At 61.4% G+C, this 24,969-nt stretch carries 28 protein-coding genes; 20 read left to right on the top strand and 8 right to left on the bottom strand.

Going from position 1 to position 24,969, the window contains the following annotated elements; translation table 11 throughout:
• The 11 genes from ACOVRJ_RS03310 (at position 1) to tolA (ending at position 9,477) form a co-directional block, all read left to right on the top strand.
• On the top strand, positions 1-1,341 hold the full coding sequence (locus ACOVRJ_RS03310) for a type IV pilus modification PilV family protein (RefSeq protein WP_422042476.1): 1,341 nt from the start codon (positions 1-3) through the stop codon (positions 1,339-1,341).
• A 114-nt stretch (positions 1,342-1,455) separates the two neighbouring features.
• The gene (locus ACOVRJ_RS03305; protein ID WP_422042475.1) at positions 1,456-2,460 is read left to right on the top strand and encodes a recombination-associated protein RdgC; all 1,005 of its coding nucleotides are present in this window, start codon (positions 1,456-1,458) and stop codon (positions 2,458-2,460) included.
• A 12-nt stretch (positions 2,461-2,472) separates the two neighbouring features.
• Positions 2,473-3,588, top strand: a complete 1,116-nt coding sequence (ribD, locus tag ACOVRJ_RS03300) for a bifunctional diaminohydroxyphosphoribosylaminopyrimidine deaminase/5-amino-6-(5-phosphoribosylamino)uracil reductase RibD (RefSeq protein ID WP_422042474.1) — start codon at positions 2,473-2,475, stop codon at positions 3,586-3,588.
• A gap of 40 nt (positions 3,589-3,628) precedes the next feature.
• The gene (ribBA, locus tag ACOVRJ_RS03295; RefSeq protein WP_422042473.1) at positions 3,629-4,762 is read left to right on the top strand and encodes a bifunctional 3,4-dihydroxy-2-butanone-4-phosphate synthase/GTP cyclohydrolase II; all 1,134 of its coding nucleotides are present in this window, start codon (positions 3,629-3,631) and stop codon (positions 4,760-4,762) included.
• A gap of 12 nt (positions 4,763-4,774) precedes the next feature.
• Complete coding sequence (gene ribH, locus ACOVRJ_RS03290) at positions 4,775-5,248, top strand: 6,7-dimethyl-8-ribityllumazine synthase (protein WP_422042472.1); 474 nt, start codon at positions 4,775-4,777, stop codon at positions 5,246-5,248.
• Positions 5,245-5,787, top strand: a complete 543-nt coding sequence (gene nusB, locus ACOVRJ_RS03285; RefSeq protein ID WP_422042471.1) for a transcription antitermination factor NusB — start codon at positions 5,245-5,247, stop codon at positions 5,785-5,787. Before ribH ends, nusB begins: the two co-directional genes overlap by 4 nt.
• Positions 5,784-6,971 carry a pyridoxal phosphate-dependent aminotransferase gene (locus ACOVRJ_RS03280; protein WP_422042470.1) on the top strand — a complete coding sequence of 396 codons (1,188 nt, stop codon included), beginning with the start codon at positions 5,784-5,786 and terminating at the stop codon, positions 6,969-6,971. The genes nusB and ACOVRJ_RS03280 overlap by 4 nt, the downstream gene beginning before the upstream one ends.
• Positions 6,968-7,417 carry a tol-pal system-associated acyl-CoA thioesterase gene (gene ybgC / locus ACOVRJ_RS03275; protein ID WP_422042469.1) on the top strand — a complete coding sequence of 150 codons (450 nt, stop codon included), beginning with the start codon at positions 6,968-6,970 and terminating at the stop codon, positions 7,415-7,417. The genes ACOVRJ_RS03280 and ybgC overlap by 4 nt, the downstream gene beginning before the upstream one ends.
• Complete coding sequence (tolQ, locus tag ACOVRJ_RS03270; RefSeq protein ID WP_422042468.1) at positions 7,414-8,115, top strand: protein TolQ; 702 nt, start codon at positions 7,414-7,416, stop codon at positions 8,113-8,115. The genes ybgC and tolQ overlap by 4 nt, the downstream gene beginning before the upstream one ends.
• Before the next feature lie 16 nt (positions 8,116-8,131).
• On the top strand, positions 8,132-8,560 hold the full coding sequence (gene tolR, locus ACOVRJ_RS03265; protein WP_422042467.1) for a protein TolR: 429 nt from the start codon (positions 8,132-8,134) through the stop codon (positions 8,558-8,560).
• Positions 8,561-8,568: 8 nt separating this feature from the next.
• Positions 8,569-9,477 carry a cell envelope integrity protein TolA gene (tolA, locus tag ACOVRJ_RS03260; protein WP_422042466.1) on the top strand — a complete coding sequence of 303 codons (909 nt, stop codon included), beginning with the start codon at positions 8,569-8,571 and terminating at the stop codon, positions 9,475-9,477.
• 6 nt (positions 9,478-9,483) lie between these two features.
• Here the strand turns inward: tolA and ACOVRJ_RS03255 are convergent, their stop codons facing one another.
• Genes ACOVRJ_RS03255 through ACOVRJ_RS03240 form a run of 4 tightly spaced genes read right to left on the bottom strand, consistent with a single transcriptional unit; the run spans position 9,484 to position 12,123 of the window.
• A complete protein-coding gene (locus ACOVRJ_RS03255; protein ID WP_422042465.1) occupies positions 9,484-9,969 on the bottom strand; it encodes a DoxX family protein in 486 nt (161 codons plus the stop codon).
• A complete protein-coding gene (locus ACOVRJ_RS03250; protein WP_422042464.1) occupies positions 9,966-10,793 on the bottom strand; it encodes a putative DNA-binding domain-containing protein in 828 nt (275 codons plus the stop codon). The genes ACOVRJ_RS03255 and ACOVRJ_RS03250 overlap by 4 nt, the downstream gene beginning before the upstream one ends.
• A complete protein-coding gene (locus ACOVRJ_RS03245; RefSeq protein WP_422042463.1) occupies positions 10,790-11,785 on the bottom strand; it encodes a DUF692 domain-containing protein in 996 nt (331 codons plus the stop codon). Before ACOVRJ_RS03245 ends, ACOVRJ_RS03250 begins: the two co-directional genes overlap by 4 nt.
• 59 nt (positions 11,786-11,844) lie before the next feature.
• Positions 11,845-12,123, bottom strand: coding sequence for a DUF2282 domain-containing protein (locus tag ACOVRJ_RS03240; protein ID WP_422042462.1), 279 nt, complete (start codon positions 12,121-12,123; stop codon positions 11,845-11,847).
• A gap of 169 nt (positions 12,124-12,292) precedes the next feature.
• Here ACOVRJ_RS03240 and ACOVRJ_RS03235 point away from each other — a divergent pair, with 169 nt between their 5' ends.
• Both ACOVRJ_RS03235 and ACOVRJ_RS03230 read left to right on the top strand, forming a co-directional pair.
• A complete protein-coding gene (locus ACOVRJ_RS03235) occupies positions 12,293-12,871 on the top strand; it encodes a sigma-70 family RNA polymerase sigma factor (protein ID WP_422042461.1) in 579 nt (192 codons plus the stop codon).
• On the top strand, positions 12,868-13,080 hold the full coding sequence (locus tag ACOVRJ_RS03230) for a zf-HC2 domain-containing protein (RefSeq protein ID WP_422042460.1): 213 nt from the start codon (positions 12,868-12,870) through the stop codon (positions 13,078-13,080). The genes ACOVRJ_RS03235 and ACOVRJ_RS03230 overlap by 4 nt, the downstream gene beginning before the upstream one ends.
• A gap of 19 nt (positions 13,081-13,099) precedes the next feature.
• Here ACOVRJ_RS03230 and pcp read toward each other — a convergent pair whose 3' ends face one another.
• The gene (gene pcp, locus ACOVRJ_RS03225; RefSeq protein WP_422042459.1) at positions 13,100-13,747 is read right to left on the bottom strand and encodes a pyroglutamyl-peptidase I; all 648 of its coding nucleotides are present in this window, start codon (positions 13,745-13,747) and stop codon (positions 13,100-13,102) included.
• Between the two features lie 850 nt (positions 13,748-14,597).
• Between pcp and ACOVRJ_RS03220 the strand changes: the two genes are divergently transcribed.
• Together ACOVRJ_RS03220 and ACOVRJ_RS03215 are read left to right on the top strand one after the other, a co-directional pair.
• Entirely contained in the window at positions 14,598-16,481 is a 1,884-nt protein-coding gene (locus ACOVRJ_RS03220; RefSeq protein WP_422042498.1) for a GspE/PulE family protein, read from the top strand.
• A gap of 185 nt (positions 16,482-16,666) precedes the next feature.
• Positions 16,667-17,950: a GAF domain-containing protein gene (locus ACOVRJ_RS03215; RefSeq protein ID WP_422042458.1), complete on the top strand. Its 1,284-nt coding sequence runs from the start codon at positions 16,667-16,669 to the stop codon at positions 17,948-17,950.
• A 54-nt stretch (positions 17,951-18,004) separates the two neighbouring features.
• Here ACOVRJ_RS03215 and ACOVRJ_RS03210 read toward each other — a convergent pair whose 3' ends face one another.
• Positions 18,005-18,892, bottom strand: a complete 888-nt coding sequence (locus ACOVRJ_RS03210; protein WP_422042457.1) for a DMT family transporter — start codon at positions 18,890-18,892, stop codon at positions 18,005-18,007.
• 211 nt (positions 18,893-19,103) lie between these two features.
• Between ACOVRJ_RS03210 and xth the strand changes: the two genes are divergently transcribed.
• Entirely contained in the window at positions 19,104-19,868 is a 765-nt protein-coding gene (xth, locus tag ACOVRJ_RS03205) for an exodeoxyribonuclease III (protein WP_422042456.1), read from the top strand.
• Positions 19,869-19,898: 30 nt separating this feature from the next.
• On the opposite strand, the gene ACOVRJ_RS03200 is transcribed toward xth, so the two are convergent.
• On the bottom strand, positions 19,899-20,240 hold the full coding sequence (locus tag ACOVRJ_RS03200) for a c-type cytochrome (protein WP_422042455.1): 342 nt from the start codon (positions 20,238-20,240) through the stop codon (positions 19,899-19,901).
• 5 nt (positions 20,241-20,245) lie between these two features.
• A complete protein-coding gene (locus ACOVRJ_RS03195) occupies positions 20,246-21,466 on the bottom strand; it encodes a sulfite oxidase (RefSeq protein ID WP_422042454.1) in 1,221 nt (406 codons plus the stop codon).
• 382 nt (positions 21,467-21,848) lie between these two features.
• Between ACOVRJ_RS03195 and ACOVRJ_RS03190 the strand changes: the two genes are divergently transcribed.
• From ACOVRJ_RS03190 to ACOVRJ_RS03175, 4 genes are all read left to right on the top strand, one after another.
• Positions 21,849-23,525, top strand: coding sequence for a methyl-accepting chemotaxis protein (locus tag ACOVRJ_RS03190; protein WP_422042453.1), 1,677 nt, complete (start codon positions 21,849-21,851; stop codon positions 23,523-23,525).
• Between the two features lie 154 nt (positions 23,526-23,679).
• Entirely contained in the window at positions 23,680-24,099 is a 420-nt protein-coding gene (locus ACOVRJ_RS03185; RefSeq protein ID WP_422042452.1) for a type IV pilin protein, read from the top strand.
• Positions 24,093-24,557 carry a pilus assembly FimT family protein gene (locus tag ACOVRJ_RS03180; RefSeq protein WP_422042451.1) on the top strand — a complete coding sequence of 155 codons (465 nt, stop codon included), beginning with the start codon at positions 24,093-24,095 and terminating at the stop codon, positions 24,555-24,557. The genes ACOVRJ_RS03185 and ACOVRJ_RS03180 overlap by 7 nt, the downstream gene beginning before the upstream one ends.
• Positions 24,541-24,969, top strand: a complete 429-nt coding sequence (locus ACOVRJ_RS03175; RefSeq protein WP_422042450.1) for a type IV pilus modification PilV family protein — start codon at positions 24,541-24,543, stop codon at positions 24,967-24,969. Before ACOVRJ_RS03180 ends, ACOVRJ_RS03175 begins: the two co-directional genes overlap by 17 nt.

Here is a 24,969-nt window from a genome sequence, read left to right as displayed (position 1 = left end):
ATGCGGCCCCAAGACCTTGTGCCAACACGCGCCTGGGCAGGCAGGCTCAAGGGCGTCGCACTGCTCGAAGCCCTGGTAGCGCTATTGATCATGGCCTTCGGCATGGTGGCCTTGGTCGGCCTGCAAAGCAGCTTGCGACGAGGCTCGGATCTATCCAAGCAAAGAGGCGAGGCGATCCGACTAGCACAACAACAAATGGAAACCCTGCGCTCCTATTCCTTGCTGACACACCCCGATCCCGCCAACCCCGCGGCCGGCGTCATGGCATTTAGCGACATCCAAACCATGGAACCCAATGCGGATGCGGGGGACGCCAACAGCAACGCCACCTTCATGCTGTCGCGCACGGTGACCGATACGCCTGCGGGCATTTCGGCGCTGGCTTCGGTACGCATTCGCGTGGATTGGAAGGACCGCACCGAGGGCGCTCAGTTTGTGCTGCTGGACAGCTTCATCGCCGCGGCCGATCCCAGCCTGAGTGGGTCTCTGGGCATCGCGCCGGCTTCCTTCACGACGCAGCGCCCCGGTGGGCGCGAAGCTTCGATTCCGCTCCTTGCCAAGGACTTGGGCGATGGCCGTAGCGCTTTTGCGCCCTCCCCGGTCGACACGGTCGCCTTTGTTTTCAACAATCTGACCGGCACCATCAGCAGCAAATGCAGCGTCGCCATGGGCAAGCCGAACGCTGAGATCGTGGCTACAGACTTGATCAATTGCCAATCGACCTTTGCCTACCTGCTCAGCGGCACCGTCAGCTTTGCGCTCAGCACGCCGCCCTACCCCGGCCAGCCGGCCTTGGCCTCGCTGCCATTTGCCCTTCGCCTCGCCAACTCACCGCAAAAACCGCCCGGAGCTGTACCGCCCCCCGCGCCAGCGCATGAGTGCTACCCGTTGGGTTTGAACCCGAGCACGGTCAAGCGGATTGATTTTCATTGCATCGTTTACCCCAACGCCGAAAACAACACCACGTGGTCCGCTCGACTGATTCTGCGAAACCTTGCCGATGAAGTGCCAGCACCGGCGAAACCAGTCGACCTGCTCGCCTCCCAATTGGTCTTGCGTTCGCCAGCGCAGCCGCCCAGCAGTCCCAACGAGCTCAACATCCCCATCACCGTTTGTCGCTACAGCGCCGACTACAGCGGCGATCGCAAGATCGACAATTCTGAGCATCCCCTGGACTACGCCCGAGTCAACGGTCCTTTGCTACGGCAGAATTTTTTAGTGCTGAGCGCATCGGCTAACTGCCCAATAGGCAGTGCGATCGATCCAACGCAAGGCATCTTCAGCAACAACGCCACCGCCTTGCATCAGCCCTTGGGCAGTGAAACGCCGATCGCGCAGTAGTCAACCAAGGTCTTGCTTCACTTCAGCGACCGAAGTCGTCCGCAAGCCTGAGACAATCCTCTTTTTGCCCGCCGAAACGAGACCAAGCGGCGGGCTCAGCGAGCAAGGATTGCAGTGTTCAAGAACTTGATGGTGTACCGGGTCGGGCCCGACTGGAAGTCCACGGTAGAGCAAATTGAAGACCAACTGGCCAAGACGGTCTTTGTCGAATGTGGCGCTACGCAGCAGCAATCCATGGGTTGGGCGCCGCCGCGCGGCATTGAGCACGCGCCCTTGATCGAAGACGTTGGCGGCCATTGGTTGCTCAAGCTGGTAATCGAGCAACGCGTGCTGCCCGGCTCGGTGGTGAAACGCAAGACCGAAGAACTGGCCGCACGCATCGAAGCGGAAACCGGCCGCAAGCCCGGCAAAAAGCAGACCAAAGACCTGAAAGAACAGGCCACGCTGGAGCTGCTGCCGATGGCCTTCACCAAGCAGTCAGCGATTCGCGTCTGGATTGCTCCCGCGCAACACCTGCTGATGATCGACGCCGGCAGTGCCAGCCGCGCTGAAGAGGTCGTAACCCTCTTGATCAAGGAATTGCCAGGCCTGAACCTGCACCTGATTCAAACCGCCGAGGCGCCTGCCACCTGCATGGCCGCCTGGCTGATGGACGGCGTGCCGCCCGAAGGTTTCAGCATCGACCGTGAATGCGAGCTCAAGAGCGCGGACGAAATGAAGTCGGTGGTGCGCTACGCCCGCCATGCGCTCGATATCGAAGAGGTGCGCCAGCATCTGACCGGCGGCAAGGCCCCGACCCGTTTGGCCATGACCTGGCGCGACCGTGTGTCCTTCATGTTGACCGACACGCTGCAGATCAAGAAGATCAGCTTCTTGGACCTGGTGTTCGAGGGCCGCGATTCGCCTGAGAAGGATGAAGCTTTCGACGCCGACGCGGCCCTGGCCACCGGCGAGTTGTGCAAGCTGATCCCTGAGTTGATCGACGGCCTGGGCGGCGAACACGACTTCTTGGCCGCTGGTGCTGCCTTGGCCGCTTTGCCTCAGCCAGCCGAGCTGACCTTGCCCGGTGCGGCTGCAGCGTCCACCAGCAGCTCCGCCGAACCGGCGCCCTGGGACTGAGGGTCAGCGCAGATGGCGCCTCGCGTTTTCCTTGATGACTTGAGCGCCATGCGCCATGCGCTGGCCCTGGCCGAGCAGGCCATCGGCCTCAGCGACCCGAACCCCCGCGTGGGTTGTGTGATCGTGGATGCTCAGGGGCAATTGCTGGGCTCAGGCCACACCCAAGCGGCGGGCCAGGCTCATGCCGAGGTGATGGCCTTGCGCGATGCGCAAGCGCGCGGCGCCGATGTGCGCGGCGCCACCGCTTACGTCACCCTAGAGCCCTGCGCTCACCACGGGCGCACACCCCCCTGCTGCGACGCCTTGATCGCTGCCGAGCTGAAACGCGTGATCGCAGCCAATGAAGACCCCAACCCCTTGGTGGCCGGCCAAGGGCTGGCGCGCATGCGCGCCGCCGGTATTGACACCGAACTGGGCCTGCTGGCAGATGAAGTTAGAGAGCTGAATCTAGGATTTTTCGCCCGCATGCAGCGCGGCCGCCCCTTTGTGCGGCTGAAAGTGGCGGCGTCCATGGATGGCCGCACCGCCCTGCTCAACGGCGTGAGCCAATGGATCACCGCCTCGGCGGCACGCGCTGATGGCCATGCCTGGCGGCGGCGCGCGGGTGCCGTGCTGACCGGCATTGGCACCGTCAAGGACGATGACCCGCGCCTGGATGTGCGGCTGGTCGAAACCTCGCTGCAGCCGCTGCGGGTGGTGATCGACTCTCGTTTGGAAACGCCCGCTGATGCACGCCTACTGGCGCCGCCCGGTCAGGTCTTGATTTACTGTGCGCTTGATACACTCAGCAAAGCAGACCATGCAGCCGCCCTGCGCGCGCAAGGCGCTGAGCTCGTGCAATTGGCCGGTCCGCAAGGCAAGGTTGATTTGGACGCCGTGATGCTGGACCTGGGACGACGCGGCATCAATGAGTTGCATATCGAAGCCGGCCACAAACTCAATGGCTCGATGCTGCACGAAGGCCTGGTCGACGAGTTGCTGCTGTATCTGGCCCCCAAACTACTCGGCCAAGGCCGCGATATGGCCGCATTGGGTCCGCTAGAGCATCTCGATCAGGCCCTGCAATGGCGCTGGATCGACACGCAAATGGTGGGTGAAGACCTTCGTTTGCGTGCCCGTCCGCTTTGAGTTGAAGCAAAGCCTGACCCCGCACCTCTACAATCGGGGTATGCCCATATCATCTGTTCCCGAGCTGGTCGCCGAACTCGCGGCCGGCCGCATGGTTATCTTGGTTGACGAAGAAGATCGCGAAAACGAGGGTGACCTGGTTCTCGCGGCCGAGCATGTCACACCGGAAGCCATCAACTTCATGGCCAAGTATGGCCGTGGCCTGATCTGCCTGACGCTGACCCGCGACCGCTGCGAACGCCTGCAGCTGCCGCCTATGGCCAGCCGCAACGGCACCAAACACGCCACCGCCTTCACCGTCTCCATCGAAGCCGCTACCGGTGTCACCACCGGCATCTCTGCCGCTGACCGGGCCCGCACCGTGCAAGCGGCCGTGGCCCGTGGCGCTGAAGCCCGCGACCTGGTGCAACCCGGCCACATCTTCCCGCTGCAAGCCCAAGACGGCGGCGTGCTGATGCGCGCCGGTCACACCGAAGCCGGTTGTGACTTTGCCCGCATGGCCGGCCTGGAGCCTGCTGCCGTGATCTGCGAGATCATGAAGGACGACGGCACCATGGCCCGCCTGCCGGACCTGGTCGAGTTCGCCAAAGAACATGGCCTGAAGATCGGCACTATTGCCGACTTGATCGAACACCGCAGCCGCAATGAATCGCTGGTCACCCGCGAGACCGAGCGCAAGCTGCAGACCGCCCAGGGAGAGTTCGATTGCAAGGTCTTCCGCGACCGCACCGGAGCGGTTCATCTGGCCCTGACCCACGGCAGCTGGACGCCCAGCGACGAGGTGCTGGTGCGCGTCCACGAGCCCTTGTCGATTTTGGATCTGCTGGATGCCAACCCTTCGGCGCACTCCTGGCCTTTGCCTGCGGCCTTGGCCGAGTTGAAGCGCGCCCCTTGCGGCGTCGCGGTGCTGCTGAACTGCGGCGAAGAAGCATCGACCTTGTTGTCTCAGCTGAAGTCCACGCCGGCGCGCCCGGCCTCGGCGCCGGCACCCAAGATCATGGATCTGCGGACCTACGGCGTTGGCGCGCAGATTCTGCGTGATTTGGGTGTTCAGAAGATGCGACTGCTGGGCAGCCCGCGGCGCATGCCCAGCATGACCGGCTACGGTCTGGAAGTGACAGGCTTTCAGGTGGCCGACTCGGCCGGCAAGCCCGAAACCAACAACAAGAACTGAAGGACAAAGCTCATGCAAGGATCCGACAAGGGCCATGGCAAGGCCCAGGCCTCAATGAATGGCGAAGAACTGCGTATCGGCATCGTGCAAGCCCGTTTCAACGACGCCATCACCAGCCGACTGGCTGAAGCCTGCATCACCGAACTGCAAGAACTCGGCGTGACCGATCGTCATATCCGCCACGTCACCGTGCCGGGCGCATTGGAGGTGCCAATTGCCTTGCAAGCCATGGCCGATAGCGAAGACTACGACGCCTTGATCGCCTTGGGCTGCATCATCCGCGGTGAAACCTATCACTTCGAGTTGGTCGCCAATGAGAGTGGCGCCGCGGTGACCCGCGTGGGGCTGGATCACAGCATTCCCATCGCCAACGCCATCCTGACGGTAGAAAACGAAGATCAAGCCTGGGCGCGTGCTGAGGAAAAAGGCCGCGACGCGGCGCGTGTGGCGGTCGAGATGGCCAATTTGATGGAAGAACTGCAGTGAGCACGAACGAGAACGCCCCGGCCAGCCCGAAGAACAAAGCCGCCACTAAGACCAAGCCTGTGGCCAAACGCAGCCAAGCCAAGTCGGCACGTCGGCGCTCGCGCGAGGCCGCACTGCAAGGCCTCTACCAGTGGTTGATCACCGGCGACGATGTCGCCACCATCGACGCCCACATGCGCGAGCAAGACGACTTCAGCAAGGTGGATCAAGCCCATTTCGATGCCTTGCTCAACGGCTGCATTCTGGAGGCCGCCGACCTCGATGCGGTGTTGGCTCGCCATGTCGACCGCAAGACCACCGACCTGTCGCCCATCGAGCATGCGGTGCTGATGATCGGCGCCTATGAACTCAAACACTGCATCGACATTCCTTATCGCGTCGCGATCAACGAGGCGGTGGAATTGGCCAAGGCCTTTGGCGGCACCGACGGTCACAAATATGTGAACGGCGTGCTCGACCGCGCGGCCAATGATCTGCGCCCCACCGAAGTTGCGGCCCGCAACAGCGGCAAAGACAGCGGCGACAGCAAGGCCAAATGAGGCTGGCCGGCCGGCTCGAGCAGATTGAGCCTTTCTATGTGATGGAGTGCGCCAAGGCCGCAGCGGAAATCGCTCGTGGCCCTTTGTGCGACCCGGCACAGGGTGGCCGGCGAATGATTTATCTGAACATAGGCGAGCCCGACTTTGTGGCACCCGCCGCGGTTCAAGCCGCGGCTCAGGCCTGCATCGAGTCCGGCCAAACCCAATACACGCCGGCGGTCGGCCTGCCATCGTTGCGACAGGCCTTGTCGCGCTGGTACGCCCAGCGATTCGGACTGGACGTCGCCGCTGAGCGCATCGTCATCACCGCAGGCGCCTCCGCCGCCTTGCAACTGGCCTGCTTGGCCTTGTTTGAGCGCGGTGATCAGGTCCTGATGCCGGACCCCTGCTACCCCTGCAACCGCCATTTCGTCGCCGCGGTTGATGCCGAGGCGGTCTTGCTGCCCTGCGGCCCGGAGCAGCGCTTCCAGCCCAGTTGCGAGCAAATCGAGTCCGCCTGGAATACCCACACACGGGGCGTGCTGCTGGCTTCGCCCAGCAATCCCACCGGGACCTCCATTGATCCGGCCGTATTGGCGGACATCGTCACGACCGTGCGCGCCAAGGGAGGCATCACCCTGGTCGACGAGATTTATTTGGGCCTGAGCTACGACAGTCGCTTCGAACACAGCGCCTTGGCGCTCGGCTCGGATGTCATCTCGGTGAACAGCTTTTCCAAATACTTTGGCATGACCGGCTGGCGGCTCGGCTGGATGGTGCTGCCGCCCGACTTGGTCGCTCCCATCGAGAAGTTGAGTCAGAACCTCTTCATCTGCCCATCGAGCATTGCGCAACATGCAGCCCTGGCCTGCTTCGATGCCGAATCCTTGGCCGAGTATGAACGTCGCAGACAAGCGTTTCGCGAACGCCGCGACTACCTCGTGCCGGCCTTGCAGGCGCTGGGTTTACCGGTTCCCGTCATGCCCGATGGCGCGTTTTACGCCTGGATCGATGTGTCTGGCGTGTGCGACAACAGCTGGGACTTCGCTTTCGAGTTGATGCACAAGGCTCAGATTGCCTTGACGCCGGGACGCGACTTCGGTCGAGCCGGCGCACAGCGCTGGATGCGCCTGTCCTTCGCCTCCAGCCTGGATGATTTGCGCGAAACCATCGATCGCTTGGGGCAGTTTCTGCAAAGACCATGAGCCAAGGACCGCATCGTTTCGCGCAGGAAATGCGCGTCTATTGGGAAGACACCGACGCGGGCGGCGTTGTGTTTTACGCCAACTACCTGAAGTTCTTTGAACGCGCACGCACCGAGTGGCTGCGCGCGCTGGGCTTTTCGCAAGAAGCGATGCGCTTGCAAACTGGCGTGATGTTTGTCGTCAGCCACACGCAGGTGAGCTACCGTCGCCCGGCACGGCTCGACGACTTGCTGCGCGTCACGGTCGAGGTTCGCGAACTCGGTCGCGCCAGCATGCTCTTGTTTCAGCAAGCCTTCTGCGGCGAGCGCCTGTTGGCCGAAGGTGAAATCCGCATTGGCTGCGTCAGCAGCGCAGACATCATGGGGTCGGCTCACGCCGATCTGAAGCCCACCCGTATTCCTGCCTCGCTGATCGAGGCCATCAACCAAGACTGTTCGGATTCATGAACCAAGATTTATCGATTGTTTCCTTGATCGCTCATGCCAGCCTGACCGTACAGCTGGTGATTGCAACGCTGGTGATCATGTCGCTGGCAAGTTGGAGCGTGATCTTTGGCAAGCTGATTTCGCTGTCGCGCATCAAGACCGGTAACGACACGTTTGAGCAGGATTTTTGGTCCGGCAAGAACCTGAACGAGCTCTACAACGGCGTGTCCACCAAAACCGATGGCGCACCGCTGGAACGCATTTTTGCCTCCGGCATGCGAGAGTTTCTCAAGCTGCGCGAGCGCCGCGTCACCGAGCCCGGCGCCTTGCTCGACGGTGCGCGCCGCGCCATGCGTGCCAGCTTCCAACGTGAACTGGATGCCATGGAAAGCAACCTCTCTTTCCTCGCCTCGGTCGGCTCGGTCTCGCCCTACGTGGGCCTGTTCGGCACCGTCTGGGGCATCATGCACGCCTTCGTGGGCTTGTCGAATGTGCAGCAAGTGACCCTGGCCACCGTGGCTCCCGGCATTGCCGAAGCCCTGGTGGCCACCGCCATTGGCTTGTTCGCGGCGATTCCTGCGGTGCTCGCCTACAACCGGTTTGCGCGCCAGATCGACCGCAGCGCCATCACGCTGGAGTCCTTCATCGAAGAGTTCTCCAACATCCTGCAGCGCAATGCCAGCCAGCCCCCGGCCGCGCCCGCAGGCTCGGTGCGCTGAAGAACAGGACTAGCAGATGGCCTCCATCAGCCCCCGCGGCTCAAGCCGTCGCCGCACCATCAATGAAATCAATATGGTGCCCTTCATCGACGTGATGCTGGTGCTCTTGATCATCTTCATGGTCAGCGCACCGATGATCACGACCGGCGTGGTTGACCTGCCCAGCGTGGGCAAGAGCCGCGCGCAGCCCGATCATGTGATTCATGTGATCGTCGGTGCTGACGAGCAGCTGAAGCTGAAGCTGGACAAGGAAGAAGCCCAGCCCATCGCGCTCAAACAACTGGCCGAACGGGTCAAACAAGCGCAAGGCGGCCAGACCAACACGCCGGTGGTGATCTCGGCCGACAAGGTGGTCAAGTACGAAGCCGTCGTCAAGGTGATGGACATTTTGCAGAGCTCGGGCGTGCAGCGCGTGGGTCTGGCAGTTCGTAACAGTGGCGGCTGATTGAATCGATGGCATCGACGCTTTTCCTACGCAAGGCCGATCCTTTTCGCCCGCCCGAAGCGCCCGGTTTGGGGCGCGGCTTGCTGCTTGCCCTCGTCGCCCATGCGGCCTTGCTGGCGGCGCTGAGCGCGGGCGTGCAGTGGCGCACCAAAGCGCCGCCCGCTTTTGAGGCCGAGCTGTGGTCGGCCGTCCCTCAGGCGGCCGCGCCCAGGGAAGTGATCCCACCAGAACCCGAGCCCGAGCCCGAACCTGAAGTGGCCAAACCTCAGCCCAAGCCGACGCCGCCGCCCGAAGAGGCGCAGGCCGAGCGTGATGCCGAGATCGCCCTGAACAAAGCACGCGAGCAAAAACTCAAGCGCGAGCTCGAGGCCAAGCGCCTGGCCGAAGAGGCCGAGCGCAAGAAGCAATTGGCCGCCAAGGAAAAGCTGGAACGAGAAAAAGAAGAGAAGCTCAAGCAAGCCAAGTTGGAGAAAGAAAAACAAGACAAGCTCAAACAGGCCAGGGAAAACAAGGAAGCCGAAGCCCGCCGCGAGGCCAAGCTCGAAGCCCAGCGGCAAGAGAACCTCAAGCGCATCCAGGGTATGGCCGGTGCCAGCGGCGGCGCCAATGCCACCGGTACGGCCTTGAAGAGTTCCGGGCCTTCAGCGAGTTATGCCGGCCGCATCATGGCGCGCATCCGGCCGAACATCATTTACAACGGGGCGCCCAGCGCCAACCCGGTGGCCGAGGTTGAGGTGCGCGTGGCACCCGATGGCAGCATCATCTCGCGGCGTTTGCTCAAGGCCAGCGGTGACACCGAGTGGGACAAAGCCGTGCTGCGCGCCATCGACAAAACCGAGACGCTGCCCCGCGATACGGACGGCCGGGTGCCACCGCTGATGGTGTTCAGCTTCGACCCCCGAGAGCAAACCTTGTAGCCTGCCTCAGCGGGGCGAAGAGCCAAGCCTGCGAATCCAAGCATCAAGCGACCACGCGCCCGCCCCCCAGAGCGCCACAAGCAGCAGCAGCACGCCCCAGAGTTGATGCCCAAGCAAGGCTGCGGGCGCGATTTCGGCCAAGCTCAAAACAGCCACCCCGTTGATCACCAACAAGCCCAGGGCCGCGAATCGCCCTGCCAAGCCAAGTGCCAGCAACAGGGGCAGCAGCAACTCCCCTGCCGTGCCCGCGTAGGCGGCCACTTCGGGCGAGAGCAAAGGCACTTGGTACTCGTCGGTGAACAAGGCCAAGGTGATGGACCAATCTCGAATTTTTGTCAGGCCCGACAGAAAGAAAACCTGCGCCACATAGAGCCGGGCCAACACAAGACCCATGGCTTGAGACTGGCTGAAGAGTTGCTGCAGCTTGTGCGGTGCATGACCCAAGCCCGGATCAGAGAAGGCTCGCCAAACAAGCACGGCCAGATTTTTCATAAGGTATCACTCATGGCGTGGGCGCCGGTCATTGAATGCATTGGGGCACCCTGCTGGGAAAAAGCCATTTCATGCACCGAATGCAAAAGCCCCGAGCGCAAAGCATCCTGAAGAAACAAAGAGAAGTCAAAGTCTGCGCCGGCTTGGGCCAAACCGTCTTCCAGGCTCAAGCCAGCAAGCATGGCCTGCAAGAACGCCATTTCAGCCGCCAACATAGGGCGAGACTGCACTCGCCAGCCCTGCCGCCAAAGGCAGACTGAAACGAGGCCCGATTCACACAAGCCTGACTCGTTTTGGCCCTGCCAGAGCGACCAAGCCTGCGCATCAACCCTCATCACCTGCATTGCCGGCTGAAAACGCCACCCCAGATTGGCAGGGTCACGTCTTGCCAGCAGCTGCCAAGACTGCGCATCGGGCTCGTGATCGGCGGCCTGCGCCAACTCATGGGTCGCCCACTCCAATCGCGCCAGATCGCTCAACCAAGCATCCATGCCCTCCTGTGCATCCAAGAAGGCGGCAAGACCTGATCCCCACTGGCCGAGCTCAGCTTGGACTGGCGGCGCACCGCACCAGAAAGTCCAGGCCATCGCACGAAAAGACGCCTCGCCCAGTTCTTGCTGCACACGTCCGTACACACTGCCCAGCACCTTGGCAGACATGATCTGCTGATTGAGTCGATACGCTTGCAGCCCCCGCGCCAAGCCGGGATCTCGCGACTGGTCCGCGTTCGGCGCTTGCACGCCGGGCAGCGCCTTCAAACCGGCCAACTCAGCCGGCCCCGTAGCCATCAAGGCAGCGACCAGGGCTTCTTGTTGGGCCTTCATGACGCAAGCCCTGCGGCATGAGGGCAGACTTCCGCCATCACGGCGCCCGCCATTTCCGCCTCCGACAAGAGCAGCGACAAGGCAGGCAAGTCGTTGTCCCACTCGATCAAGCTGGGCATTGGCCCAAAGCGCCGCAGCGCATGGGCATAAACCTGCCAAACCTCCGAAGCGACCCGGCTGCCATGGTCATCGATCACGATGCCCGGTAGCTCAGCATGCCCAGCCAGATGAAACTCACCCACCAAGCCGGGCCGCAAAACATCCACCCAGGCGCAGGCTTGATCGACGGCTCGCGCCCTCTCAAACCCCTGGTTGCGCGCATTGACGAAAAGATTGTTCACGTCCAAAAGCAGCCCGCAACCACTGCGCTGGCAGAGTTGACTGAAAAATTCCGGCTCGCTTAGGGTGTCGCCCTCCCAGGCCAGATAAGCACTGAGGTTCTCGACCAAGATCGGGCGGCGCAAACGCTCCTGCACCTGCTGAACATGGCTGACCATCAAGGCCAGACTGGCCTCATTGAAAGGAATCGGCAGCAGATCATTGGCATGTACAAAACCAGCGCCCCCAGGCCAAGCGGCAGCCACGCGCGCAAAACTGGCATGGTCGGAGACCCTGACCGGATCGACTTGCTCCACCAAGGCAGCCAGGCGCTCCAGGTGCAGCAAATCCAAGCCGCAAGCTGAACCCAAGGACAGGCCGACGCCATGCAAGCTGATCGGGTAAAGCTCGCGAGCCGCCATCAAGACCGCGGGCGCCGCCCCACCCTGAGCAAAGAAGTTCTCGGAGTGCACCTCCAAGAAGCCCAGCGCAGGACGGCTTGCCAGCAGTTCCTCATAGTGAGCTTGACGCCACCCAATCCCCAACAGGCTTTGAAGACCCGGGCCACCAAGGCCCAAGTCTGGCCAATGGCGTGAACGCTGCATCGGACTCCAAGCGGATCCCTGCGGCATCTGCAAAGACGCGGTCAAAGCCAGCACTGAATTCGCTGCCATACCTTGGGCTTTCATGCTTATCGCCTGATCTTCGTGCTGTCGTGGGGCAACAGCAGGCCTTACTTCTTCAACTTGGCCTTGGCTTCTTCGGCCGTCATGCCTTTCATGCTCTTGCACGTGCCCTTGCTCACATACTTCCATTCATCGGGTGCCATATCCACTTTGGACTGACCGGCACAGGAATGACTACCGCTCAGGCTGGCGCAGTCGTTTTGTCCGGCCTTGGCAATGCCGTAGCACTTTTCCTTGGCGCCAGACTCTTGCGCGGACACCCCGCCCATCAGGCCCATGGACAAAGCGGCAGCAACTGCGGAAGAAACAATGGTTTTTGAACTCATAAAAACTCCTGTGTAACAGTGAATGAACGCAAGTTTGAGACCCTCACCGACAAGGCCATCGATTGAACCTTGTCGGCCAGGCCGACGGATCATGCCGCCGACGAGGGGTCTGTCGCAAGACAAGCCTCAGTCCTTACACTGCGGGCTCAAAACTCCATCTTTTTTTCTCATGGCCGAATATGCCCAAGCCTTGAACGCGCTTCGCCCGCAACTGCTGAAATACGCACAGTTGCAGCTGCGCAATCGAGCATGGGCCGAAGATGCGGTGTCGGAGACTCTGCTGGCTGCGATTGAGAAGCCGCAGAGCTTCAGTGGCACCTCACAGCTGAAAACCTGGCTGATCGGCATCCTGAAGCACAAGCTGATCGACCAGATTCGTCGCAACTGCCGCGAAATGTCCACGACAGCTGAAGACGGTGAAGACTTGGACGAGGACCTTTTCACGCCCGATGGTCATTGGCGCGACAGCCCCAAGCATTGGGGCGACCCCGATCACTGCTTGACGCAGTTGGACTTCATGCGCGTGCTGGAGGCCTGTGTCGAACACCTGCCCGGCCAACAAGGGCGGCTTTTCATGATGCGCGAGTGGTTGGAACTGGACACCGAGGAGATCTGTAAGGAACTGCGGCTCAGTCCGACCAATCTCTGGGTCATGTTGCACCGCGCCCGGCTCAGGCTGCGTGAGTGTTTGCAACAGAATTGGTTTGAGCAGAATGCCCAGACTGCAAAAGTCGGAGCCAAAGCATGAGCCTCAAGAAGGTGTTTCCGAGTTGCAGAGAGATCACCCAACTGGTCCTGCAAGGCGAGGACCGGTCGCTGACCTTGGGCGAGCGCGTCAAGACCCGTGTGCATCTGCTGATGTGCAAGGCCTGCCCCGTCTTTGTCGACCAACTGGCCTTGATGCGCCAAGCCAGCCAGCGCTGGCGGCGCTATTCCGAGACCGATCAGGGCACTTGAACCCTCTGCGCTCCTGCGCTCAGTTCAAAGTACCCGCGCTTTGGCGCAGGTCGGTGCCGGTCGTCATGGCCAATGCCAAGGCCAAACGGACACCCTCCACCATGGTTTGCAAGCTCATGCTGGCTTGGCCGGGTTTGTGGCTGGCTTGCTGCGGCAAGAGCGGCACATGCATAAAGCCACTCCGGAGCCCCTGTCCGTGAAGCTGGTGTTGAAGGCCGAAGAACAGGTGGTTGCACACAAAGGTTCCGGCGCTGTGTGACACCTCCGCCGGATAGCCGGCCGCTTGCAAACCGGCCACCATGGCCTTCAAGGGCAAGGTCGAGAAGTAGGCGGTCGGCGCTTGCTGCAGCACCGGCTCATCAATCGGCTGGCGGCCTGCGTTATCGGGGATGCGCGCATCGTCGAGGTTGATGGCTACCCGCTCCAGCGACAAACTGGCGCGGCCAGCGGCTTGGCCCAGCGCCAGCACCAACACCGGCTGATGCGTCGCTAGCGCGGCGCGCAAGCTCTCCAGTGCCGTCCCAAACTCGCAAGGCAAGCAGTGCGACACGACCGAGGCTTCGGCCACGCGCTCACCCTCCAAGGCCCGCGCGATTTCCCATGCAGGATTGATGGACTCGCCGCCAAAGGGCTCAAAGCCGGTCAACAAAATCTTCTTGTGCTTCACAGATTACTCAGCAGATGGTTTTCAAGGCAATGGGCCGGACTCAAGCTCAGCCGCATGGCAGCTGCGCCTATTTGAACGGTGCGCCGCGCTCATTTCAAAGCAATGCGCGCCGCTGCGGACGTTAGCATGCGGGGAACGAGGAGTCTGCGCCGCGCTGCTTGGCCCTGCTCCCACGAATCCGGAGAACTGCATGCCCGACTTGTCCACCCCGCTGAGCTGGCCCTATGACGACAACAGTCCGTCAGCCAGCATGTACGCCCCGAAAGACGCCGCGGGCGCCGAGCACGGCTTTTGCTGGCCCCTGCCCCCCTACGCCGCCTATCCCCGCCCACAAGTGCAAACGGCCCCTGAGCCGGCCGAGGTGCTGGGACTGAACAACAGCCGCAGCGCGGGTCAGATCACCTTGATGTCAGCTGCTGAGCGATGCGCCCAGATTCTGGTGCCGCCGGCCCGCAGCGCAATGCAGCTGAAGTTCAGCCAGTTTCGGGCGCTGAAGCTGTTGCGCCCCATCATGGTCCCCCCACGGGAACCCGATACGGGCGGACTGGGTTTGCAACTCGACCACCGGCCACGCAGTGAGTTCAAGCTCTTTTTTGTCGGCGGTGGCGAGTTGAAAGGGATGACCATCGGTCATTGCCAAGACGATCTGGGCTTGTTCCTATTCCCCCCGCTGAGTGACACCGATGACTCGGTGTTGCGCATCTTTGTGCCGCGCGAGGTCTTGGCTCATTTCGAGATCGGCGAGCGCATTGGTGACTTGCTGGTAAAAGAAAAGCTGGTCACGCCGGAGCAGATCAATGAGGCCGCAACCGAGCAGCAAAGCCTGCGCAACCGGCGCGTGGGAGACATCTTGGTGTCTCAACAAATTGTCAACGCCGAGCAACTGGTCTTGGCCATTGAGCAGCAAGCCCGCATGCCGATGGTTCGGATTGGAGAGGCTCTGCTGGCGCTGGATCTGATCACGCAAGAGCAGTTGGACCAAGCGCTGGAGGTGCAGCGCAGCGACCGCTCGGTGCCTTTGGGCGAATTGCTGGTGCGCAGAGGTGTGGTCACGCGCCAGGCCCTGCAGTCGGCCTTGGCTCGCAAGATGGGCTACCCCTTGGTGGACGTGGAGCATTTTTCGATTGAGCCCGATGCCATCGCCAAGTTGCCGCATGCGGTGGCCAAGCGGCTGGAAGTGCTGCCCTTGCTGGTGCGAGACGGCCGCCTGATCGTGGCGATGGAGGACCCCACCCGGCGCGACGCGCTCGATGAAATCGAGTTCATCTCGCAGCTCAAGGTCACCCCCACGCTGACAAAGATAGGCTCTTTGCAGTTCGCGATTCCCAATGCCTACGAACGCTACGGCAATGATGCCGTCGGCCGCGACTTGCACAACCCCTCCTTCCAATCGGACTTCGCACTCGATCAGGCCGACAAGCTGATGGAGACGCTGGAGCGCGAGGGCCAGGAGTTGAGCCTGCGCGAAGACGACACACCGATCGAGCAAAGTGACAACTCGCTGGTGCGGCTGATCAACACCATGATCATCGACGCCAGCAGCCAAGGGGTGTCCGATATCCACATCGAAACCCATCCAGGTACAGAGAAGCTGAAGATCCGCTTTCGCCGTGATGGTGTGCTGAAGCCCTATCTGGAGCTGCCCAACACCTACCGTAACGCGATGATCGCTCGCATCAAGATCATGTGCGATCTGGACATTTCGGAGCGTCGAAAGCCGCAAGACGGCAAGATCAACTTCGCGCGTTTTTCGCCACAGCACCGCCTGGAGTTGCGGGTGGCCACCATCCCCACCAACAACGGTTTGGAAGATGTGGTCATGCGCTTGCTGTCGTCCAGCAAGCCGATCGCGCTGGAGAAGTTGGGGCTGTCACCCAATAACTTGAAGCAACTCAAGTACGCCATCAACCGCCCTTACGGCATGGTGCTTTGTGTGGGGCCGACCGGTTCCGGCAAGACCACCACTTTGCATTCCGCGCTGGCACAGATCAATACGCCGGAGCGCAAGATCTGGACCGCCGAGGATCCGATCGAAATCACCCAGAACGGTTTGCGTCAGGTGCAGGTCAATCCACGCATTGAGTGGACTTTCGCCAAGGCCTTGCGCGCCTTCTTGCGTGCCGATCCGGACGTCATCATGGTGGGTGAAATCCGCGATGAAGAAACCGCCGAGATTGCGGTTGAAGCCTCCTTGACCGGTCACTTGGTGATGTCCACGCTGCACACCAACAGCGCCGCCGAAACCGTCACTCGTTTGTTGGACATGGGCATGGACCCGTTCAACTTTGCCGATTCTTTGCTGGCGGTGCTGGCGCAGCGTCTGGTCAGAAGGCTGTGCCCCCAATGCCGGGTCAGCAACCCGCTGAGCGAAGCGGATCAAGACGAATGGGTGGATGACTACCTGCACATCTTCAGCGGCGAGCAAGCACCGACTCGAGAGTCGGTCTTGGCCGAATGGTTGGGCAACTACGGGGAAAACGGCCGGCTGATGCACTTTCACAGCCCAGGCTGCGAAGCCTGTGACTACTCGGGTTTCAAGGGCCGCGCCGGTTTGCATGAGTTGTTGATGGTCTCCAAGGGCGTGCGGCGGCAGATTCAAACCGGCGCCCGCGCCGAAGAGTTGCTGCAAACCGCCTTGCTCGAAGGCATGCGCTCGCTGCGCCAAGACGGGATCGTCAAGGTGCTGCAAGGCGTGACCACCATGGGCGAAGTGCGTGCCACCAGCAACGCTTGAAGGGTCATTGAGCCCGGGCTAGCCCGATCCGTGACGATCAGGCATTAGGGCAAATCTGGATCACAGGCCCCCTAAGTCCGCAAGCTTGGCGTTTGCCCCGGATGCTAGGCTCAAGACTCGACGGGGAGGAATGGATGATCACAACAAGCTACCCATCCAAGGGCGCAGCTTCACGACCTGCGGCAATGTCTGCCGTGCAAGGCAATAGCGACCATCAGCGCTTGGTGATGAACTCACACGAGCGCTGCCAAGTGTTCGGCCTCAGCCCGCATGCCAAAGCCGACTTGACTTGCCTGAGTCCCAGCAGTTTGCGAGACCTGCAGTCGCGCAATGAGCGGCTTTGCGCCCAGGCCTTGCCGGTGATGGACATGCTCTACCAACAGCTGACTCATTCCCACAGCATGGTGCTGCTCAGCGATGCCAGTGGCGTGGTCTTGCATGCGGGCGGTGATGCGGGCTTCTTGGCAAGAGCACAACAGGTGTCCCTGGCGCCGGGTGCCGTATGGTCTGAAGCGGCCAAGGGGACCAATGCCGTCGGCACCGCCTTGATGAACGAAGCCCCCACCGTGGTCAATGGGCACGACCATTTCTTGCGCGAGTTCCAGTTCCTGACCTGTTCAGCCGCCCCCATCTTCGACCACAAGGGCGGTTTGCTGGGGGTGATCAATGTCTCGGGTGATCGGCGCAGCTACCACCCCCACACCCTGGCCTTGGCGACCTTGTCGGCGCGCTTGATTGAAACCCAGTGGTTCAACGAGCAATTCAGACACAGCTTTCGCTTGCACCTCCATCCCCATCCGCTCAGCCTGGGCACCCTGCAAGAAGGTGTGCTCGCCTTGGATGAAGAGGGGCGTGTCCTCGGTGCCAACCGCAGCGCCATCGACATCCTGGGCGAGAACGCGGCTCAACTTCGTCGCACCGGTTTGCAATCCTTGTTCGGTGCCGACCTGAACCAATTGCTGCTTCAAACCCGTCAACAGCCCGAGCAAGCACTGCAACTCACCAAGATAGGCGCCGACATGCAGGTGCATGCCAGCCTGAGCTTGGGGCATGAGCGCAGGGCTCGGTCGACCCCGCCGTCTCCCCATCCAGGGTTGGCAGAAGCCGGCCATGAAGCGGTATCTGCCTTCACGACCCAGCACGGCCCGATCGGTTCACAAACCTTTGCAGCCCAAGAAGGCCACAAGAGCTCAGCCTATGCTGTGAGCCAGCCCATCCCTTCAAGCCAAACCGAAAAGCCCGTCAGCGCAGGTCTTGGCCCGACGGGACGAGGCTCGTGCGAGCAGACCGCCGAACTGCTCAGCCTCAGGCAAACCGAGTTGCAGGCCATTCAAGCGGCCGTGCAAGGTTGCCAAGGGAATCTGGCCCTGGCCGCTCGCAAACTGGGCATAGGCCGCAGCACCTTGTACCGCAAGCTCAAGAGCGCGACCGAGCTGAGCACGGACAACAAGCTGAAGTCCTCGCTTTAGTCGGCGAGGATTCGCTTCAGACTCCGCTGGCAGGGCTGCATCTCGAGCGGCCCTTCACCTGCGCTGGACCAAGCCCAGGGCCAAAGCCGTTCCGATCAGCACAAGACCACAGCCCGCAGCCATCTGCCCGGTGAACACCTCACCCAAGAACAAATAGCCCCACAGCACCGCAAAAACGGGAATCAAAAAGGTCACCGCAATCGTGTTGGTGGGGCCGATTCTTTGCATCAAACGGAAGTACAAGATGTAGGCCAGGGCCGAGCACAGCAGTGCCAAGGCCGTCACCGAAGCCCAAGCCTGCGCGCCTGGGGGCTCGGCCGGCCACATCCAAAGGGCAGGCAAGACCAGCAGCAAGGCGGCATAGCACTGGCTGCCGGTGGCCACCGTCAGCGGTGCGATATGCGCGGTGTAGCGCTTGCTGAAATTGGCGGCGAGACCATAACAAAAGGTGGCGCCCAGACAGGCCAACACCGCCCAGACAGCGCGGATCTCAGCCGCATGATCGGCCCCCGGCTTGAAGCCGGCCTTGTCCCAGGCCAGATACACCACCCCTGCAAAACCCAGAGCCAGGCCCAAGGAACGCAAGGGCGTCAAACGCTGCCCCAACCAGAGCCACGCGATCAGGCCACCCCAAAGCGGCGTGGTCGCGTTCAGAATGCTGGAGAAACCCGCTGTGATGGACAGCGCGGCAAAGCTGAACAGGGCAAAGGGAATGGCACTGTTGAGCAAGCCAATCAAGAGCAAGGCACGCCATTCGCGCCTCAACTCCTGCAAACCTTGGCGCATGGCCAACAAGGGCAAGAGCATCAAACTGGCACCGCCCACACGCAAAGCCGCCATGGCCACAGGCCCAAACTCATGCGCACCCAAACGCATGAACAAAAATGATGCGCCCCAAATCGCGGCCAACAAGAACAACTCACCCAGATCGAATGGTTTCATCGCGTCCTATGAATTTCATCGGCCCAATTCGGTGCCACAAAAGCAGCACAGCATAGCGACGAAACGGACGCCAAGCCTCAGCGGCAGCAGGACCAAGGACAGGCCACAATCTAACAATTGGAGGCACGACACTCCTGTCGCGTAGCTAGCTGCGTAGCTAGACAAGCCCCCAACAAACCAAGCCATTGATTTACAAAGAAAACTTAGCCCTATGCGCCTTGCCACTTGGAACGTCAATTCCCTCAATGTCCGACTGCCGCAGCTGCTCGATTGGCTTGGGGCGCATCCGGTCGACGCCTTGGTGCTGCAAGAGACCAAGCTGACCGATGACAAATTTCCAGTCGCCGAGATTGAAGCCGCCGGCTACCAAGTGCAGTGGTTTGGCCAAAAGACCTACAACGGCGTGGCGCTGCTGAGTCGCTCGGAAGCCACCGAAGTCGTGAAGAACATCCCCGGCTTTGTCGACGAGCAGGCCCGCGTCATCGCTGCGACCGTCGCCGGGGTGCGCTGTATCGGGGCCTACTTCCCCAATGGCCAGGCCCCCGACAGCGACAAATTTGTCTACAAAATGGCTTGGCTGGACGGGCTGCAGCGCTGGCTGGCCGAAGAGTTGAAGTCCCATGACAAGCTGGTCTTGATGGGCGACTTCAACATCGCGCCCACCGATGCCGATGTGTACGACCCGGTGGCCTGGGCCGGCCAGATCCACTGCACACCCCAAGAACGAGCGCATTTTCAAGCCCTGCTGGATCTGGGACTGATTGACGCGTTTCGCCTCTTCGAGCAGGCGCCCAAGAGCTGGAGTTGGTGGGACTACCGCAATCTGGCCTTCCGCAAAAACCAGGGCCTGCGCATCGACCACATTCTGGTCAGCCAGGCGCTGAAAGAGAGCGTTAGGGCTTGCAGCATCGACAAGCTGACGCGCAAGAACGAACGTCCCAGCGACCATGCGCCCGTGATTGTCGAACTGGGCTGAGAGCCCGGTTCGACCGCTCAGGTGCTTGACTTACTGGGTCGGAGCCGCCCCGCCACTGGCCTGCGACACATAGCGGGCCAGGGCCTTGATTTCTGCCTCGGTCAGCGACTTGGCAAACGAAGGCATGGCCCCCAGACCGTTGCGCAAGGCCTTGCCCACCCGTTCTGCGTCAGGCTTGATCTCATCCAAGATCGGCCCCACCGTGCCCTCTGAACCCGCATCGCGCAGGGTGTGGCAGATGGCGCAGGCCGGCACCGAGCCCTTGTTGAACAAGCGCTTGCCCAATTCCCATTCAGCATCCGCTGCCAAGGCAGGTCGAGCCAGCAAGACCAACCCCGCCAGCAAGACCCCCTGCAATCCCAGGACCTTCATTCGCGTCATGCCAGCGTGACCGTGACCGCATGATCGGCCCAGCTGTTGTTGTTGTAGCCGGCCACGTTCTCCACGCGCTGCTCGGGTTGCACATTACCGGCCATATCGGTGGCACGGCTGGCCAGCGTGTGGCTGCCGGCGGGCAGCTTCACCGCCAAGACGAACTGACGCCAGGCGTACTTGCCCAAATCAGGGCCGACCAGACGCGCGTCCTTCCAGCTCTTGCCACCATCGACCGACACTTCCACCCGCTTGATCGCATGCAGGCCACTGAACGCCACCCCATGGATCTGCACTTGACCAGCGCCCCCCGGCCGCTCGGGCAGCGGCGAGTTGATCCAGCTTTTGACGTTCATTTCCAGCACCGAGGGTTGGCTCGCATCGGCCTTGGTGCCGGGCGGAGAAATCCGGTACCCATGCGCCATGATCTTGGCGTCGGACTCTTGCTGGGTGAAGGCGAGGCGCTTCACATACTTGATTTGATTGACGCCCTGATAGCCCGGCACCACCAAACGCAAAGGCCCCCCGTGCGCCAAAGTGATCGGCACACCGTTCATTTCCCAGGCCAGCAAGGCGTCGCCCATGGCCTTGGCCGGCACCGAGCGTTCCACCATGATGCTCTTGGGATCCAGCCCCTCGGGCAAGACTTCACCGCCGGTACCGGTCATGAAATCGTGACCACGCAAGACGCCGCCCAAGGCCTCCACGACCACCCGAACCGGCACGCCGGTCCACACCACGCAACCCGCCGCGCCCACCAACCAGGGCGTGCCGCTCGGCTTGCTCGGGAAGAAACCGCGCCCATTGCCCGAGCACTGCAGCACCATCGGCGTGGTTTCCATCCCCAAGGTCTTCAGCTCGCGCAAGCTGATGCGGCGAGGGTTCTTCACCCCCTCGATGCTGATCTCCCATGCATCGCGGTCATCCAAGATGCTGGCAGGCGGCGCAGCCAAGTTGTTGCGCACATAGAGTTGCTCGGCCGGAGTGATCAGCCCTGCGCCAAAGGCTTGGCGTTTGGTCTCGATGGTGGAGCTACTGTGGATCACCATCGCTTGGCTGTCCTTCCAGGCCGCATAGGGCGGCAAGGTCTTGGCAGGGCTGCCGGGAGGCGTCTGGGCTCGCAATGCAGGCGCTGAAGCACCCAGACCCAACATCGCCAAAGTGCCGGCACTGCCGGACAACCACTGACGCCGATCCAGACCCGAAGCTGCTGACTTGTTGGACATGTTCATCTCTCCATCAGATTGATCAATCGCAAGCTTATGCGCGAAGCCGCATTAGAACGCCAATTTTCCAAGCATGGCACGACCCGAGCCGGTGCTGCGTTCAAAGAACGCCCAGACCGCTCAGATTCAAATTGAATTGACGTTTTGAACCGTGGTCAACCCGCATTTCTGTGCTCACGAAACTGTCATGAAAGTCATACTTCTCGCAGCCCTGCAGTCCGGGGAGTCCGAATCCCGCAACAAGGGCTTAAGCTACGCCGATTGAAGTGTTCGCCATTGACGTTTCTTGGCTTCAAATCTAGAAGCGTCACCCGCAGGCCGCGGCACGAGGGGTCTTGGCCGGTAGCCGCCTTGTTTGCATTGTTCATGCGGAGAGGTCTTCATGCGATTGAACTTGCCCGTCAGCCAACGCGAGCATCCGTTTCCGCGCGGTCATACCTTGGTGTCCTTGACCGACCTGAAGGGTCGCATCTTGCACTGCAACCCGGCCTTCATTGATCTCAGCGGTTACACGAAAGAAGAGTTGCTGGGTCAAGCGCACAACCTCATTCGGCATCCCGACATGCCCGAAGAGGCGTTTCGCGATATGTGGGACAGCATCGGTGCAGGCCTGCCCTGGTCCGGGGTCGTCAAAAATCGCCGCAAGAATGGCGACCACTACTGGGTTCAGGCCAATGTGACACCCTTGACCGAAGACGGGCGTCCGATTGCCTATTTGTCGGTGCGCACCGAGCCGAGTCGAGCGCAAATCGATGCTTGTGAAGCCCTGTATGCCGAGATGCGGGCGGAGCAAGCACGCGGTCGACTCGTTCAAGTACTGAGCCGGGGTCAGGTCTTGCGCCGCGACTGGCGTGGGCGACTGAACCAAGCAACTCGCGCCTGGCCCTGGATCCAAAGCTGGGCTGGCTACGCCTTGATCGGCACGCTCGGTCTGAGCCTGGGTCTGCTTTGGCCCCAAGCCGGAGCACTCGCTTGGGTGGGTTTGGCCTTGCTTGCAGCAGCCATGGCCTGGGGGGTTCGTCGCAAGCGGCAGGCGGCCTTGGCTCCGGTACAGGCCTATGCCAACAAGATCGCTGCAGGCGACCTCAGCCAGCGACTGCCGCCCAGCGGCAATGAAGAAACAGCGGCCTTGGAAGTGGCGCTCAACCAACTGGGTGTCAATATCTGCGCCATCGTGGCCGACACGCGCCATGAGTTGGGCCTGATGCGCGCGGTCACTGCCGAGATTGCGACCGGCAACCAAAACCTCTCCCAGCGCACCAATGAGCAGGCCGCCAGCCTTGAGGAAACCGCGGCCGCCATGGAGCAAATCACCGGCACCGTTCGCAGCAGTACCGACATCGCTCACCAAGCCTCCAAGGTCGCCAACGATCTGGGGGCCGTCAGCACGCGCAGCGCTGAAGTGGTGCACCATGTCACCGACACCATGGGCGCCATCTCCAACTCGTCTCACCGCATTGGCGAGATCATTCAAGTGATCGACAGCATTGCCTTTCAGACCAATATCCTGGCCTTGAATGCCGCCGTGGAGTCGGCTCGGGCGGGTGAACATGGTCGCGGCTTCGCCGTGGTGGCCAGCGAGGTGCGGGCCCTCGCCCAACGCAGTTCTACCGCCGCCCGTGAAATCAAACAGCTGATCCAGGAATCCGCCGACCGAGTGAGCGCCGGCGAGCAGCAAACCCGCAAGGCGCAGGACAGCATTGATGAAACCTTGAAGTCTGTCCAAGACTTCGGGCATCTGATTGCCAACATCCATCACAGCGCCGACGAACAACTCAGCGGCATCTCGCAAGTCAATCTGGCCATCAACCACATGGATGCCATCACCCAGCAAAACGCAGCCATGGTGGCCACGCTGGCCCAGTCAGCTGCTGAGATGCTGGCCCAGGTTCAAGAGGTGCATGACTCGGTGCGGATTTTCAGACTGGATCGCGCGGACCGGTTGACTGGCTTGGGCGGCGTGGGTGATGCCGATGATTCCAGAAATTCAAGAACCCTGCCTGATGCTGTCAGCCTGCGCCGCCAGTTCAAGAATTCAACGACGCAGACAAAGCCCTAGACCCTAGGCCCTCATCACAAACCCGAGTAACGCGCTTGATCGATAGAAGCCAGGGCTTGAAGTGACATAAGTCACAGCCGCTTTTAATACCAATTGTTAGAATTGGTAGCAATGTGGTTCTAGATGCCTCAAACAAGGAGATCGAGTGATACCAGTGAAATACCGCAACAAGGCGAGCTCGCCGCGTGGCTTCACCTTGATCGAATTGATGGTGGCCTTGGCCGTGGCCGGAATTCTGGCGGCGATTGCCCTGCCCTCTTACTCCAGCTATGTGAACAAGAGCCGAGCACGTGGGGCGAGCGCCGACTTGTCAGCCTTGGCCTTGAACATGGAAAACAGCTTCCAGTTGCAGCTGAAGTACCCGGTTAATCCCGCCGTAACGGTCGCCAGCAACACCAACTTCAAGGCCTGGTCGCCCACCCAAAGCGCCCACTTCAACTACACCCTGGTCAGCACCGCCAGCAGCTACACCTTGACAGCCACAGGCAAAGACAAGCTCAGCGGCTGCAATCTGACCCTGGACAACCTCAACGCCCGCACGGCCAGCAGCTCTTGCGGCTTCACGACATGGTGATACCGGCGCAATCAGGGCTGAGTTTGATCGAGATGATGGTCAGCATTGCCATCATGATGCTGCTCGCCCTGGCTGTGGCGCCGTTTGCCTCCTCTTGGGGCAGCCAAGCCGCAGTACGCCAGACTCAACACATGCTGCAGCAAGGGATGAGCCAACTGAAGTCCAATGCCTTGCGCAACGCCAATGGCGTCAGCGCCGGCGCGGCCGCGGTGTTGGTCAGTGTGCCGGGGCAGTTGTGTGTGGTGAACGGACTGCCCGCGGGGCTCCATTGCAATCAAAGCGCTTGGACGGCCCAGCCGCCCGCCAGCATCACACTCAATGGCGCACTGAGCCAATGTGTCGCCTTGGACAGCGGCGGCATGCCGGTCAACGCGACGGTGGGTGCGGTCAATTGCAGCACCTTGATGAGCTTCAGCATCAGCAAGGGCACGGAGAGCAGCAATGGCACGCTCAACTAAGCCCAGCGCCTGCCGCCGCCCGCGCTCGCAACGGGGCGATGCGCTCATTGAAGCCATGGTGGCCATCGTCTTGCTGGGCGTGATTGGCCTGGGGCAGGTCTACGCCGTCGGGCGCGCCATGGTGGCGCAAAAGTATCAAAAAGGCCAAAGCCTGGCGGTGCAAGGCATACGCGCCGACCTGCAAGGCAACGGCGTCGCCAACGGCTGCCCTGCCAGTGGCAATGCCACCGTCACCAGCGTCTTGAGCCTAGGCACGGACCTGCAACTGCAGGGCTTGCAAAAGACCTGCACCGTGACGCCCGTCACCCTCACCGTCAACGGCGTCGCCAAGGCCACCAGCCTGCCAATCGTGCAGTACGCGGTCGAAGCCGACACCTTGCTGGGTCCAGGCACCCTGACCGTCGGGAACTGA

Origin of the sequence: Roseateles sp. (assembly GCF_049240545.1) — a bacterium.
In the GTDB taxonomy this organism is placed as follows: domain Bacteria; phylum Pseudomonadota; class Gammaproteobacteria; order Burkholderiales; family Burkholderiaceae_C; genus Paucibacter_A.
The sequence above is the reverse complement of the archived record's forward strand: the minus strand, read 5'-3'. Positions and strand labels throughout refer to the sequence as shown.

Bases quoted from the DNA above. Each gene is read 5' to 3' on its own strand.
- ACOVRJ_RS03255 (WP_422042465.1), bottom strand. From the start codon at position 9,969: ATGAAAAATCTGGCCGTGCTTGTTTGGCGAGCCTTCTCTGATCCGGGC.
- ACOVRJ_RS03245 (WP_422042463.1), bottom strand. From the start codon at position 11,785: ATGGCAGCGAATTCAGTGCTGGCTTTGACCGCGTCTTTGCAGATGCCG.
- ybgC (WP_422042469.1), top strand. From the start codon at position 6,968: ATGAGCCAAGGACCGCATCGTTTCGCGCAGGAAATGCGCGTCTATTGG.
- tolR (WP_422042467.1), top strand. From the start codon at position 8,132: ATGGCCTCCATCAGCCCCCGCGGCTCAAGCCGTCGCCGCACCATCAAT.
- ACOVRJ_RS03310 (WP_422042476.1), top strand. From the start codon at position 1: ATGCGGCCCCAAGACCTTGTGCCAACACGCGCCTGGGCAGGCAGGCTC.
- ACOVRJ_RS03200 (WP_422042455.1), bottom strand. From the start codon at position 20,240: ATGAAGGTCCTGGGATTGCAGGGGGTCTTGCTGGCGGGGTTGGTCTTG.
- ACOVRJ_RS03210 (WP_422042457.1), bottom strand. From the start codon at position 18,892: ATGAAACCATTCGATCTGGGTGAGTTGTTCTTGTTGGCCGCGATTTGG.
- ribBA (WP_422042473.1), top strand. From the start codon at position 3,629: ATGCCCATATCATCTGTTCCCGAGCTGGTCGCCGAACTCGCGGCCGGC.
- ribD (WP_422042474.1), top strand. From the start codon at position 2,473: ATGGCGCCTCGCGTTTTCCTTGATGACTTGAGCGCCATGCGCCATGCG.
- ACOVRJ_RS03175 (WP_422042450.1), top strand. From the start codon at position 24,541: ATGGCACGCTCAACTAAGCCCAGCGCCTGCCGCCGCCCGCGCTCGCAA.
- ACOVRJ_RS03215 (WP_422042458.1), top strand. From the start codon at position 16,667: ATGTCTGCCGTGCAAGGCAATAGCGACCATCAGCGCTTGGTGATGAAC.
- ribH (WP_422042472.1), top strand. From the start codon at position 4,775: ATGCAAGGATCCGACAAGGGCCATGGCAAGGCCCAGGCCTCAATGAAT.
- ACOVRJ_RS03280 (WP_422042470.1), top strand. From the start codon at position 5,784: ATGAGGCTGGCCGGCCGGCTCGAGCAGATTGAGCCTTTCTATGTGATG.
- ACOVRJ_RS03240 (WP_422042462.1), bottom strand. From the start codon at position 12,123: ATGAGTTCAAAAACCATTGTTTCTTCCGCAGTTGCTGCCGCTTTGTCC.
- ACOVRJ_RS03230 (WP_422042460.1), top strand. From the start codon at position 12,868: ATGAGCCTCAAGAAGGTGTTTCCGAGTTGCAGAGAGATCACCCAACTG.
- ACOVRJ_RS03195 (WP_422042454.1), bottom strand. From the start codon at position 21,466: ATGTCCAACAAGTCAGCAGCTTCGGGTCTGGATCGGCGTCAGTGGTTG.
- tolQ (WP_422042468.1), top strand. From the start codon at position 7,414: ATGAACCAAGATTTATCGATTGTTTCCTTGATCGCTCATGCCAGCCTG.
- tolA (WP_422042466.1), top strand. From the start codon at position 8,569: ATGGCATCGACGCTTTTCCTACGCAAGGCCGATCCTTTTCGCCCGCCC.
- ACOVRJ_RS03235 (WP_422042461.1), top strand. From the start codon at position 12,293: ATGGCCGAATATGCCCAAGCCTTGAACGCGCTTCGCCCGCAACTGCTG.
- xth (WP_422042456.1), top strand. From the start codon at position 19,104: ATGCGCCTTGCCACTTGGAACGTCAATTCCCTCAATGTCCGACTGCCG.
- ACOVRJ_RS03180 (WP_422042451.1), top strand. From the start codon at position 24,093: ATGGTGATACCGGCGCAATCAGGGCTGAGTTTGATCGAGATGATGGTC.
- ACOVRJ_RS03250 (WP_422042464.1), bottom strand. From the start codon at position 10,793: ATGAAGGCCCAACAAGAAGCCCTGGTCGCTGCCTTGATGGCTACGGGG.
- ACOVRJ_RS03190 (WP_422042453.1), top strand. From the start codon at position 21,849: ATGCGATTGAACTTGCCCGTCAGCCAACGCGAGCATCCGTTTCCGCGC.